9 protein-coding genes are annotated in these 13,361 nt (G+C 70.7%); 5 read left to right on the top strand and 4 right to left on the bottom strand.

What is annotated here, in order from left to right; genetic code table 11:
• Positions 1–186 precede the first annotated feature (186 nt).
• On the bottom strand, positions 187–1,209 hold the full coding sequence (locus A6A25_RS21250) for a LacI family DNA-binding transcriptional regulator (protein ID WP_073892573.1): 1,023 nt from the start codon (positions 1,207–1,209) through the stop codon (positions 187–189).
• Positions 1,210–1,312: 103 nt separating this feature from the next.
• On the opposite strand from A6A25_RS21250, the gene A6A25_RS21245 reads away from it, so the two are divergent.
• Positions 1,313–2,281, top strand: coding sequence for an acetylxylan esterase (locus A6A25_RS21245; RefSeq protein WP_073892572.1), 969 nt, complete (start codon positions 1,313–1,315; stop codon positions 2,279–2,281).
• A gap of 56 nt (positions 2,282–2,337) precedes the next feature.
• Here the strand turns inward: A6A25_RS21245 and A6A25_RS21240 are convergent, their stop codons facing one another.
• The 3 genes from A6A25_RS21240 to A6A25_RS21230 are packed head-to-tail and all read right to left on the bottom strand — an operon-like array spanning position 2,338 to position 8,695.
• Entirely contained in the window at positions 2,338–5,358 is a 3,021-nt protein-coding gene (locus A6A25_RS21240; RefSeq protein ID WP_241828833.1) for a glycosyl hydrolase 115 family protein, read from the bottom strand.
• 47 nt (positions 5,359–5,405) lie between these two features.
• Complete coding sequence (locus A6A25_RS21235; protein WP_073892569.1) at positions 5,406–7,712, bottom strand: glycoside hydrolase family 3 N-terminal domain-containing protein; 2,307 nt, start codon at positions 7,710–7,712, stop codon at positions 5,406–5,408.
• The gene (locus tag A6A25_RS21230; protein ID WP_053716050.1) at positions 7,706–8,695 is read right to left on the bottom strand and encodes a LacI family DNA-binding transcriptional regulator; all 990 of its coding nucleotides are present in this window, start codon (positions 8,693–8,695) and stop codon (positions 7,706–7,708) included. The genes A6A25_RS21235 and A6A25_RS21230 overlap by 7 nt, the downstream gene beginning before the upstream one ends.
• Before the next feature lie 229 nt (positions 8,696–8,924).
• Between A6A25_RS21230 and A6A25_RS21225 the strand changes: the two genes are divergently transcribed.
• From A6A25_RS21225 to A6A25_RS21210, 4 genes are read left to right on the top strand one after another with little or no spacing between them, the layout of a single operon-like run.
• Entirely contained in the window at positions 8,925–10,184 is a 1,260-nt protein-coding gene (locus A6A25_RS21225) for an extracellular solute-binding protein (protein WP_083668528.1), read from the top strand.
• Positions 10,184–11,038, top strand: coding sequence for a carbohydrate ABC transporter permease (locus tag A6A25_RS21220; RefSeq protein ID WP_073892566.1), 855 nt, complete (start codon positions 10,184–10,186; stop codon positions 11,036–11,038). The genes A6A25_RS21225 and A6A25_RS21220 overlap by 1 nt, the downstream gene beginning before the upstream one ends.
• Positions 11,035–11,853, top strand: a complete 819-nt coding sequence (locus A6A25_RS21215) for a carbohydrate ABC transporter permease (protein WP_073892564.1) — start codon at positions 11,035–11,037, stop codon at positions 11,851–11,853. The genes A6A25_RS21220 and A6A25_RS21215 overlap by 4 nt, the downstream gene beginning before the upstream one ends.
• A 25-nt stretch (positions 11,854–11,878) precedes the next feature.
• Positions 11,879–12,907, top strand: a complete 1,029-nt coding sequence (locus tag A6A25_RS21210; protein WP_073892563.1) for an endo-1,4-beta-xylanase — start codon at positions 11,879–11,881, stop codon at positions 12,905–12,907.
• Positions 12,908–13,361 lie beyond the last annotated feature (454 nt).

Below are 13,361 nucleotides of genomic sequence, written 5' to 3'. Positions count from 1 at the left end.
TCCTACGTTCAGAACACCCGAGTTCAACACTCAGAACACGCGACCTGGGCTTTTGCCGCCCGACGGCATGATCGAACCTGGACGTGGGACACGGGTGTCCTGAACGTAGGACACGCGGGACCGGAACGTAGGACACGCGGGACCTGGGGGTTCGACACGCGGGACCTGAAGTTTCGACTCGCGGGGTCAGGCTGGGGGGTGGGCGGTGCTGGAGCGGGGGACCAGTTCGGGGTCCGAGGTCTTCACCTGTTCCGGTGGGGCGCCGTTGATCACGTCCAGGAGCAGGCGCACGGCGGCGGCGCCGCGTTCGGCGATCGGGCGGCGGACCGCCGAGAGGGCCGGGCGGACCAGGCGGCACAGGGCCGAGTCGTCCCAGGCGACCAGGGACAGCTGGTCGGGGACCGAGAGGCCCAGTTCGTGGGCGACGCCGAGGGCGGACACGGCCATGACGTCGTTGTCGAACACGAGGGCGGTAGGTGCGGTGCCGCCGGTCAGCACCCGACGGGTCACGCGGGCGGCGGCCTCGTCGGAGTAGTCCGCGTGCACGACCCGCGCGTCGGGCAGGTTCAACCGGGCGGCGGCGGTGGTGAACGCGCGCGAACGGGTCTGCGTGTGCACGAACTTGGTGGGTCCCGCGACCCGGACGATGCGCCGGTGCCCGAGCGCCACCAGGTACTCCAGCACCTCCGTCACGGCCAGCTCGTCGTCGGTCCACACGCACGGCAGGTCCGGCACGACCGGCTCACCCAGCACCACGGCGGGCAGCCGCAGCTCCTGCACCAACTCCACCCGGGGGTCGTTCTGCACCAGGTCGACCAGCAGCACGCCGTCCACCCGGCGCTCGCCCCACCACCGCCGGTAGGCCGCCAGCTCGGCCGCCGAGTTGTCCGTCACCTGGAGCAGCAACGACGTCGGCCCGCCGGCCAGCGCGCCCTGGATGCCCGAGATCAGCTGCATGAAGTACGGCTCGACGCCGATCACCCGCGCCGGCCGGTCCACCACCAGCCCGATCGCGTTGGCCCGCCCGTCGCTCAACGACCGCGCCGCGCTGCTGGGCACCCACCCGAGCCGGTCGGCGATGTCCATGATCCGGCGACGGGTCGGCTCGGAGACACCCGGCCGGTTGTTCAGCGCGTACGACACCGCGCCGGTGGACACGCCCGCGGCCTTGGCGATGTCCGAGATGGTCGGACGCTTTCCACCTACCACCCGCGCCTCCTCGGTCGGTGATCATCGAGTCTAGACCGCCGAGCGCACGGCCTGACCCGGTAGGGTAATTAAGCGCTTAACGGATAAGTGAAAGGGGACCGCCGTGCCCTGGTTCGACCTCTCCGAACGGGAGTTGGCGCTCTACCGGACCGACACCGCCGAGCCGGACAACCTCGACCTGTGGTGGAAGGCCCGCCTCGAGGACGCCCGCGCCGCCGCGCTGCCGCCGGTCCTCACCCCGTACGCGGCCGACGCCTACGGGCCCCTCGCGGTCTGGGACGTCGAGTTCTCCGGGTACGGCGGCGACCGCATCCGCGGCTGGTACATCCGCCCGGCGGGCGCCGGTGTCGAGTCGCTGCCGACCGTGGTCTGCTACATCGGGTACGGCGGCGGTCGCGGCCTGCCCTCGGAGCACGCGCTGCTGCCGTCGGTCGGTTACGCGGTGTTCGTGATGGACACTCGCGGCCAGGGCGGGCGCTGGACGCTCGGCGCCACCCCGGACTCCGGGTTCGCGGGCCCCGAGCACCCCGGCGTGATGACGCGCGGCATCGCCGCCCCCGAGACCTACTACGTCACGCGGCTCATGGTGGACGCCGCGCGTGCCGTCGAGGTGGCCGCTTCCCTGGACGGCGTGGACGAGACCCGGATCGCGGTGTCCGGCGGCAGCCAGGGCGGCGGGCTGGCGCTGGCCGCCGCGGCGCTCAACGGCGAGGCGGTGAAGGTCTGCCACGCGGACGTGCCGTTCCTGTGCGACTTCCAGCGGGCGATCACGATCACCGACGCCGAGCCGTACGCGGAGATCGCGAAGTTCCTGGCCCACCACGTCGACCTGATCCCGGCCGCCCTCGACACCCTGCGGTACGTCGACGGCGCGCTGCTGGCCAAGCGGATCACCGCGACGTCGCTGCTGAGCGTCGGCCTGATGGACGAGGTGTGCCCACCGTCCACTGTGTACGCCGCGTACAACGGGATCACCGCGCCGAAGGAGATGGCGGTGTTCCCGTTCAGCGGCCACACCACGCCCCGGGTGCACGACGAGCGCAAGCTCCGCCACCTGCGCGCTCACCTGTAACGAGTTGGCGGGTCGTGAGAGGGCCACCGCCATAGCCCTCTCACGACCCAGCCCGGTCAGTGGACTCGGCGGCTCTCCGGGGGCCCCAGGTAGCTCGACCTGAGGCCTCCTGCGTCCACGACCAGCTTCTGAACCACCACGGTGAAGTCGACCAGCCAGAACTTGAGCGTGTGCACGCCCGCGTCCAAGTGGTGCCCGGTGGCGGTCTTGTTGACGTTGTCCGAGGTGTTGCGCTCCCACTGGCGGTTCATGGTGGTGTCGTCCGCGCCGGTAGCCGCGGTGATGTCGACGACGCGCGGCGGCTGGTCGTCGAACGACACCGCGTACCGCAGGCCCGGCCCGGGCAGCACCGGGTTGCGCGGCGACAGGTACGCCCACACGGTCACCGGCCCGGCGGAACGCAGGGTCAGCTCGTACTCCAGCCGCGGCCCGTCCGGCGCACGGCTCGGCACGGTCACCGGGAACGCCTGCACGCCGTCGCCGGTGCGACCGAGGTCCGGGATCCGCCGCCACCGCACGCCGTCGCCGTCCACGACCCGGGTCGCGTTGGCGGCCTCGATCGAGACGTAACCGTTGGCCTCCACGAAACCCCGCGGGTCGACCAGGTCGTTCTCCACCACCGCCCGCACGGTCACCAGCGCGCCCGCGCCGGTGATCGTGATCGGCACCGTGGTCCGTCCCTTCGGCGCACGCTCCCAGTCGACGTGCACGTTCAGCCGCACCTGGTCGTCCACGGTCCCCTGTGGACGGTCGATCACCAGCCACGCCGCGCCCGACGTGGCCCAGTAGTCGAACGGGATGGAGCCCCGGTTGAACACGTCGACGTACTGCCCCGGCTGGGACTGGTACGGGCTGAACGCGGGCAGCGTCGCCGGTCCGGTCGCCGCCGGCCACCACTGGTCCGAGCCGTCGACGGCCACGCCCAACTCGGCCACCGGCGGCAGCTCGATCCGCCGCACGGCGGGGAACACCTCGTCCGGTAGCACCCCGTGGTCGCGCTCGGGCTGCTGCCACCGGGCGTCGGGCCCGTACCGCGCGACATCGCCGTAGCCGATCTTCGGCTGGGTCTGGAAGCCGTGCCACTTCCCGCCCGCGAGGGCCGTGTTGTAGTAGTCCGACATCGCCTGGTCCTCGGCGAACCTCGCGTCCGTGACGTCGGCCAACGCGTTCGCCGACGCACGTCCCTGCGCCGCGTACAGCAGGTTGGTGAACTCCGCCAGCCGCAACGCGTACAGGTTCGCCGTCGCCTTCACCTGGTAGTACACCAACTGGTAGTAGGCGTCCTGGGCCGACGCCGGCAGTTCCGCCCGGATCCGCTCGGCCCTGGCCGCCAGCCGCTGCCACCACTCGGTGACGCGATCGATCTCGCGGTAGTGGATCAGGCTGAACGGCGACGCCTGGTCGTCATACGTGACCGCGGCGCCGTCGCCGGAGGCCTTGCGGTTGAGCAGTTCGGGCTTGCGGACGGACTGCAGCCGGCCGTACTCGTGCAGGATCGAAGCGATCTCACCGGCCCACCGCGCGCCGAAGTTCCGCGCCGCGTAACGCCTCTCCCACTCCCCCAGCTCCTCCACCGGCCATCGCCCCGGGTCCCACGCGTAGTCGAGGAAGAACTGCAGCGGCAGCTCGTTGCCCTTCACGTCGCCCGCGTTGACGACCCACAGCCGGTCGATGCCGTACTCGTAGGCCTGGTGCAGCTGGTCCCACACGTTCGGCAGCGGGCTGGTGTCGACCCACTTGTAGTTGCGCCCGCCGCCGACGTAGTCGAAGTGGTAGTACAGGCCGTACCCGCCCGAGCGCGGCTCCAGGTCGCGCGCGGGCAGCTTGCGCAGGTTGCCCCAGTTGTCGTCGGCGAACACCACGGTCACGTCGTCCGGTGGCCGCAGCCCCTGTTCCCAGTAGCGCTGGACTTCCTTGTAGAGCGTCTGCACCTGCGGGACGTCCGCCATGCCTGCACGCGCCAGGATCTCCCGTTGCGCGGCCAGGATCTCGCGCATCAGCTCGATGCCGTCACCGTCGGGCAGGCTCGCGTCGCCGTTGCCGCGCATGCCGAGGGTCACCACGCCCTCGAAGCCCTCGTCCTTCATCCGCCGCACGCCGTCGGCCCAGTACCGCTCCACGGCCTCGCGGTTGCGCCGGAAGCTCCACTCGCCGTTGCCGCCGTACGGGTCGCCCGTGCCGGGTTCCGCGTGCCGGTTCCACTCCTCGATGCCACGCATCATCGGGGCTTCGTGCGAGGTGCCGATGACGACGCCGTACGCCTCGGCGGTCGCGTGGTTGAGCGGGTCGTCCTCGGCGAACGCCCGGCCCCACACGGCGGGCCACAGGTAGTTGCCCTTGAGCCGCAACAGGGTCTCGAAGACCTTGGCGTAGAAGTGGTGGTTGAACCCGTCCGGGTAGCCCGGCGCGTGGCCGTCGCCGAAGTACTTCGGCGCCCACGTGCCCAGCGCCGGGTTCTCGTCGTTGACGAAGAAACCGCGGTAGCGCACCGCGGGTGTGCCCTGGCCGTGCCTGCCCGGCAGGACGTGCAGCTCGGTGCGGTGGGCCGGGGGGACGTCGGCCCACCAGTACCAAGGCGACACGCCGATCTCGCGCGACACGTCGTACGCGCCGAAGATCGTGCCCCGCTGGTCGCTGCCCGCGATGACGAACGCGCGCCGCACGCCCGGCATCGGGTCGTGCACGACCTGCTGCAGCGAGGTCTCCCACCTGCCCTCGATGGCCGACACGTCGAGCTTGCCGCGCTCGACCAGGCCGTCGACCAGCGGGCTGCGGCCGACCGTGCCGACGATCACCACGTCACCGCGCGGGGTCGAGGTGATCTCCGGCCGCACGCCGGTGACGCGTTCGAGGTCGTCCCGGAGGTCGCCGACGACCCGCACGACGCCGGGGTGGTCGGCGTCGCTGACCACGAGGGGCGCCACCGCGCCCCGGGACGCCAACGGGAAGCGTCCCGGTCCCGGGCGGTCGACGACGTACCCCTCGACCCGGGACGGGCCGTTCGGGGTCGACGTGGCCGCGGCCGGTGCCGCCGGCGCGGGGAGCGCCGGCGGCGCCGACATGGGCACCAACCTCATGGTCACCTCATCGTGACGTCGTGGTCAGCGGGTCAACGGTCGTCGGGTCAACGTGCCGTGGTGGTCACCGGGGTCACCAGCACGCGGTCGTGGCCGACCACGCGCGGCTCGCCGGTGACCGGCACCTTGTGCTCCCAGCGGATGTCCTCGCTCGAACAGCCGACCTGCAGCACGACGTCGCCGGTCTCGACGACCCGCTTGCCGTCGCGCCCGGTGAACGAGGTGCGGTCGGCGTGCAGCCGGAACGTCACCTCGGTGGCCGCGCCGGCCTCCAGCTCGACCCGCGCGAAGCCGACGAGCTGGCGCACCGGGCGGGTCACGCTCGCCACCGGGTCGTGCAGGTACAGCTGCACGACCTCGGCACCGGACCGGTCGCCGGTGTTGCGCACCAGGCACGACACCTCGACCTCGCCGTCGGCCGGGAACTCCGCGCCCGCGGTGAACTCCGACAGCTCGAACGACGTGTACGACAGGCCGTACCCGAACGGGTAGAGAGGCGACGGGTCGACCGAGCTGACCCCGCCCGGACCACCCAGCGGCGGGTGCAGGTAGGTGGTCGGCTGGCCGCCGGAACCGCGCGGCACCTGCACCGGCAGCTTGCCGGACGGGTTGACGCGCCCGCTGATCACGCCCGCGACCGCGCCCGCGCCCTCTTCACCGGGGAAGAAGGCTTGCACGATCGCGGAGGGCTCGTACTTCCCCAGCGCGTACGGGCGGCCGGTCAGCAGCACCAGCACCACCGGGACGTCCAGCGCCAGCAGCTCGTCCAGCAGCTCGCGCTGCACTCCGGGCAGGTTCAGGTCCTCGGCGTCGCAGCCCTCGCCGGACGTGCCGCGGCCGAACAGCCCGGCCCGGTCGCCCAGCACGGCCAGCACCACGTCGGCCTCGCGCGCCACCGCGACGGCGTCCTCGATGCCCGACCGGTCGTCGCCGTCGACCTCGCAGCCCTTGGCGGTGGTGACCGCCGCGCCCGGGAACTCCTTGCGCACGGCCTGCAGCATCGTGTCCATCTCGACACCGAGCGGCACGTCGGGGTGCTGCACGCCCACGTGGTTCGGGAAGGCGTAGCAGCCCATCAGCGCCAGCAGGTCGTCCGCGCACGGGCCGACCACGGCGAGCTTGCCCGCGTCACGCAGCGGCAGCACGTCGGCGGCGTTGTCCAGCAGCACCACGGAGCGCTCGGCCATGGTGCGGGCCAGGTCGCGCAGCGCGGGCGGGTCGAGGTCGACCGGCTCGCCGCGCAGCACCGCGGGCGAGTCCGGCTGCCAGCCCTCGTCGAGCAGGCCCAGCTCGCACTTCTGGGTCAGCACGCGGACCACCGCGCGGTCCACCAGCGCCTCGTCCACCTGCCCGGACCGCACCAGCTCCGCCAGCGGCTCGCCGTAGCAGCGCACGCTGGGCAGCTCGACGTCGATGCCGGCGGCCAGGGCCAGCGCCGCGGCCTCACCCGGCGAGCCGGCCACGCCGTGCGCGGTCTCCAGGAACGACACCGCGAAGTAGTCCGCGACCACCACGCCGGTGAAGCCCCACTTGTCCCGCAGCAGGTCGGTGAACAGGGTCGGGTCCGAGCCCGCCGGCACGCCGTCGACCTCGGCGTAGGAGTTCATCACCGAACGGGCGCCGCCCAGCCGCAGCGCCATCTCGAACGGCGGCAGCACCACGTCGGCGAACTCGCGCGGGCCCATGTGCACCGGCGCGTGGTTGCGCCCGCCGCGCGAGGCCGAGTAGCCCGCGAAGTGCTTGAGCGTGGCCACGATCCCGCTGGACTCCAGGCCCTTGGTGTAGGCGGCACCGAGGAGACCGACGAGGTACGGGTCCTCGCCGATGGTCTCCTCGGTGCGTCCCCACCTCGGGTCGCGCGTCACGTCCAGCACCGGGGCCAAACCCTGGTGCACACCGACGTCGCGCATCACCAGGCCCACCTCGCGTGCCATCCGCTCGACCGTCTCCGGGTCGAACGAGGCGCCCCACGCGAGCGGGATGGGGAACACGGTGGCCTGCCACGCGGTGAACCCCGCCAGGCACTCCTCGTGCGCCATGGCCGGGATGCCGAAGCGGGTGTTGGCGACCAGCTTGCGCTGGGTCTCGGCCAGCACCTTCGCGCCGACCAGCGGCTCGACCGGGCCGGTGCCGAACACGCGGGTCAGCTGGCCGAGGCCGGGCTTGGTCAGCTCGTCCCACGGCGGCAGCGGCTCGGCGAACTCGTGCTGCGCGGGCGCGACCTCCTCACCCTCCGAGATACCCACCCACACGCCCACCAGCTGGGCCAGCTTCTCCTCCAGGGTCAGCTCGGCCAGCAGGGCGGCGACCCGCTCACCGGTCGGCCTTCCGGGATCGGCCCAGGGGTTCAGCACGGCGGCTCCTTCGTTGACGATCGGACGACGAGTTCGGTGGCCAGTTCCACCCGTTCGGTCTCCACGGGGCGACCCGCGATCAGGTCGGCGAGCATGCGGCCCGCGTGGCGGCCCATCTCGGTGAGCGGCTGGCGCACGGTGGTGAGGGCGGGCGAGGACCACACCGCGACCGGCAGGTCGTCGAAACCGACCACGCTCAGGTCGTGCGGCACGGACAGGCCCACGACGCGGGCCGCCTCGATGACGCCTAATGCCTGCTCGTCGTTGCCGGCGAAGATCGCCGTCGGCCGGTCCGGCAGCGCCAGGAGCTCGGCCGCGCGGCGGAACCCGCCCTCGTGCTTGAAGTCCCCGTGCTTGACCAGCTCGGGGTTGAACGCGATGCCCGCGCGGTCCAGCGCGGCGCGGTAGCCGTCGACCCGCGCGCGGCTGCACAGCATCCCGGCAGGTCCGCCGATGACGCCGACGCGGCGGTGGCCGAGGCGCAGGAGGTGTTCGGTGGCGGCCAGGCCGCCCGCCCAGTTGGTGGCGCCGACGCTGGGCACGTTCGGCTGCGGCAGGTCGACCGGGTCGATGACCACGACGGGGATGCGGGAGTTGGCCAGCACCCGGCGGTCCGCGGCGGTCAGCTGGGAGGTGACCAGGAGCGCGCCCGCGCGCCTGGCCTCGACCAGCGACGCCGCCCAGGACGTGTGCTGACGGGGTTTGTCGGTGGACGACACCACGACGTGCAGTCCGGTGTCGACGACACCACGGATGATCTCCACCGCCCAGGGGCTGTCCAGGGCGGTGAACACGAGGTCAACCAACAGGTGGCCGGAGGCCCTCCGGGATCCCACCGGCACGTAGTCGTACTCGGCGAGCAACTGCCGCACCCGAGCCCTGGTCTCCGCGCCGACGTCGTCCTTCCCGTTGAGGACTTTGGACACCGTCGGGAGAGACACCCCCGCTGCTGCGGCAATCGTGGCCAACGTGGCTCGACGCATGCGCCGATAGTATCGAAACTCGATCGAAACACAAGAGTGACCTCCTGACGTGCAGAAACATCACTGAGACGCGCCGATTGGTGATGCTTGACACCGGTTGGACACCCGCCTAAGGTCTGCGCAAGTCGTGGATGTTTCGAAATATTTCGATGCCACGAACAAATCCGCAGCGTGGCAGAAGGGTGGCGGTCGCATGTCCCGCCGTTCATGGGTGCGTCCCCTCATCGCGATGGGGCTAGTCGCCTTGACAGCAGTGGTGTCCGCGTGTGGCACGTCCGGTCCGGGCGAGACCAACGCAGGTGCCCTGAAGATCTGGGCGCTCGAGGACCCGGTGCTCAACAAGATCGAGAACCTGTCGATCGACTCGTTCAAGGCGGCCGGCGGCAACGCCTCGCTGGAGACGTTCGGCAACGACCCGTACAAGCAGCGCCTCCGGGTCGCCATCGGGTCGCCGCAGGCCCCCGACCTGTTCTTCAACTGGGGCGGTGGCAACCTCAAGGAGTACGTCGACGCCGGCAAGGTCGCCGACCTGACGGCCGTGCTCGAGGAGAACAAGGCCGCCAAGGACGCGTTCATCCCCAGCGTCCTCAACGGCGCGAAGCTGGGTGACAAGTACTACGGCGTGCCGATGCGCGGCATGCAGCCCGTGCTGCTGTTCTTCAACAAGAAGGTCTTCACCGAGGCAGGCGCCCAGCCGCCGACCACGTGGGACGAGCTGCTCACGCTGGTGGACACCTTCAAGGCCAAGGGCATCACCCCGATCGCCCTCGCCGGCACCCAGGCGTGGACCGAGCTGATGTGGGCCGAGTACGTGCTCGACCGCTGGGCCGGTCACGAGGTGTTCCAGAACATCCGGGACAAGGGCCCGGCCGGCTGGAAGGACCCGGCCGTCGTCGAGGCCATGACCAAGCTCAAGGACCTCATCGACCGCGGCGCGTTCGGCGACAGCTTCGCCTCCGTCGGCTACGACGCCGGTGGCGCCTCGACCATCCTGGCGCAGGGCAAGGCCGCCATGCACCTCATGGGCACGTGGGAGTACACCAACCAGCTCGACCAGAGCCCGGACTTCGTGAAGAACGGTGACCTGGGCTGGGTGGCGTTCCCGTCGATCCCCGGCGGCAAGGGCGACCCGGGCAACCTGGTCGGCAACGTGAGCAACTTCTACTCCGCGACCGCCGACTCGAAGAGCCTGGACGCGGCGAAGAAGTTCGTCACCACCGAGCTGCACAAGGACTCCTACATCGAGGCGCTGGTCGCCGCCGGTGACGTCCCGCCGGTGGTGGGCGCCGAGGAGAAGCTGAAGAAGTCGCCGAACCCGGAGTACGCGTCGTTCATCTACGAGCTGGTGCTGGACTCGAAGAACTTCCAGCTGTCCTGGGACCAGGACCTGCCCGCCGATGACGCGACGTTCATGCTCACGCAGCTCCAGGAGTTCTTCCTGGGCAAGGTCTCGCCGCAGCAGTTCGTCGACGCGGTGGCCGCGCGCTGATGTCGTCCCAGCGGCCTTCGGCCTGGTATGCCGTGCCGGCGTTCACGTTCTTCGCCCTGTTCGCGGCGCTGCCCATGCTGCTCGTGATCTACCTGAGCTTCACCGCTTGGGACGGGCTGGGCACGCCGACGCTCAACGGCGGTGAGAACTGGTCCCGGTTGCTCGACGACACCGAGGCGCGTGCCTCGGTGTGGCGGACCCTGGTGCTGATGGTCGTGTCGTGGCTCGTCCAGACCCCGATCGCGTTGCTGATCGGGGTCTGGGCGGCAGGCAAGCAGCGGTCCCGGGCGGTGCTCAGCTCGATCTTCTTCCTGCCGCTGCTGCTGTCCACGACCGCCATCGCGTTGCTGTGGCAGGCGCTGCTCGACCCGAACTTCGGCGCGTTCGTCGGCGGCCCGCTGTTCCTGGGCGACCCCGACGTCGCGCTGTACACGGTGGTGCTCGTGATCTCGTGGCAGTTCATCCCGTTCCACACCCTGCTCTACCAGGGCGCGGCACGGGCGGTACCGCCGTCGCTGTACGAGGCGGCGACCCTCGACGGCGCCTCGCGGGTGAGCAAGTTCCTGCACATCACGTTGCCGCAGCTGCGCTACACCATCGTCACGTCGTCGGTGCTCATGCTGGTCGGCTCGCTGACCACGTTCGACACCGTGCTGATCCTGACCCAGGGCGGGCCGGGCACCGCGACCCGCATCCTGCCGCTGCACATGTACATCACCGGCTTCAGCGGGTTCGAGATGGGCTACGCGAGCGCGATCGCGGTCGTGCTGGTCGTCCTCGGCACCGCGCTGTCGCTCGCGGTGATGCGCTGGAGCGGGTTCCGTCAGATGAGCAGCCAGCAGGAGGGGTCGTGAAGTCTCGTCCCAACTGGCCCGCCGGGCTGTTCGCCCTGGCGTGGCTGGCGATCGTCGTCGGACCGCTGCTCTACCTGGTCACGTTGTCCCTGCGCTCGCGTTCCGAGTACCTCGGCAAGAGCGCGTGGGAGGTGCCGGACGCGCTGACGCTGGACAACTACGTCACCGTGCTCACCGGCAGCTTCGGCCAGTACCTGTTCAACAACGTGGTCGTGACCGTCGCGACGGTGGCGATCGTGGTGCTGGTGACGGTGCCCGCCGCGTACGCGGTGGTGCGCAACACCAGCCAGTTCGTGCAGAAGGGGTTCACCCTGCTGCTGATGGGGCTGGCGATCCCCGCGCAGGCCACGATCATCCCGGTGTACCTGATGATCACCCGGATGCAGCTGTACGACACGTTGACCGCGATCATCCTGCCGACGGCGGCGTTCGCGCTGCCGGTGGCGATGCTGGTGCTGGTCAACAGCCTGCGCGACGTGCCGCGTGAGCTGTACGAGGCGCAGGCGATCGACGGCGCCGGCCCGATGCGGGTGCTCGTGTCGCTGGTCCTGCCGCTGGCGCGGCCCGCGATCATGACGGTCGTCGTCTACACGGCGCTCAACGCGTGGAACGGGTTCCTCTTCCCGTTGGTGCTCACCCAGTCGGAATCGTCTCGGGTGCTCACCCTGGGGTTGTGGGACTTCCAGGGGCAGTTCGGCACGAACGTGCCCGCGCTGCTCGCCGCCGTGACGCTGTCCGTGCTGCCGATCTTCGTGGTGTACCTGATCGGGCGGCGGTTCCTGCTCAGCGGCCTCACGGCCGGTTTCGGCAAGTAGTCCACTCGCGGCTGGAGGAACGCTCATGCGGGACGTCGCACCCGTTCCGGCCGCGGGTTCCGCTGCCGCCGCACGCGCGGCGGCAGCGGAACCGACCCTGCGGGAGCTGGCGGCACGGCACGGTCTCGCGTTCGGCACCGCCGTCGACCTGCCGACGTTGGCCGCGGACGCGGAGTACCGGGCGTGGGTGGCGGCGCAGTTCGACACCGTCACCGCCGAGAACGCGATGAAGTGGGCCGCGCTGGAGCCCGCCCGCGGGCGGTACGAGTGGGGTCCGGCGGACGCGCTGGTCGCGTTCGCGCAGGCCAACGGGCAGCGCGTGCGCGGCCACACGCCGGTCTGGCACAACCAGAACCCGGCGTGGCTGGTGGACGTGCCGCCCGACGAGCTGGGAGCGGTGCTGAAGAACCACGTCCAGACCACCGTGCGGCGTTACCGGGGCCGGATCTGGCAGTGGGACGTGGTGAACGAGGTCTTCGAGGACGACGGGTCGCCGCGCGACACCGTCTGGCTGCGGGCGCTCGGTCCCGGTTACATCGCGGACGCGTTCCGGTGGGCGCACGAGGCCGACCCCGACGCGCTGCTGTTCTACAACGACTACGAGGTCGAAGAGGTCAACGCCAAGAGCGACGGCGTGCACGACCTCGTTCGCGACCTCTTGCGACAGGGCGTGCCGATCCACGGCGTCGGCCTGCAGGGTCACCTCACGGCCGACCACGCGCCGTTGACGATGCGGGAGAACCTGGGGCGGTTCGACGCCTTGGGTTTGCGCACGGCGGTGACCGAGGCGGACGTGCGGATGGCGCTGCCGGCCGACCCGGTCAAGCTCCAGGCCCAGGCGAACGTGTATCGCACGGCGCTGCGCGCCTGCTTGGTGACGCCGGGTTGCCTGTCGTTCACGGTCTGGGGGTACACGGACAGGTACTCCTGGGTGCCCGGGTGGTTCGAGGGTGACGGTGCGGCCAACATCCTCGACGAGAACTTCGCGCCCAAGCCCGCTTGTCGGGCGTTGCGTGACGATCTCTCGTTCGGCGGCGTGCGCCGCCGGGACTGACCCGACCGGGCTCGGGCCCGTCACACCTCTCCCAGCGGGCCCGAGCCCTCCCGTCAACGTGCAAGAGCTTGAAAGCTTAAAAGGCCTTCAAAAACCTTGAAAAGCGTCCTCGCCGGACGGGCAGATCAGCAGGATGACATCCCCCGGTCCCGTTCGGGGTCTGGTTGCGTCGGGAACTTCTGACCCAGCGTGGTCCCGGGGTGCGTGTCATCCCACCGACCTCCCTCCGGGCTACCACACGCGTCAAGAGGGCCCCGAAGTTGGAGTATCAGGCAACGCTTGCACGAGGCCCTCTTGACACGTGCGGTAGGGCTACGCCAGGTCGGCGGGATGACACGAACCCCTACTTTGTGAAGAGCGGACGCACCCGCCCCGGGCCCGCTCGACCCCGCGCTCGCCGGCGACCCCCTGCACGTGCCACTGGCGGCGCTCTTTCTCCCTCATAGGAGGGCTT

It is taken from the genome of Saccharothrix sp. CB00851, assembly GCF_001905065.1.
Taxonomy (GTDB): domain Bacteria; phylum Actinomycetota; class Actinomycetes; order Mycobacteriales; family Pseudonocardiaceae; genus Actinosynnema.
The sequence above is the reverse complement of the archived record's forward strand: the minus strand, read 5'-3'. Positions and strand labels throughout refer to the sequence as shown.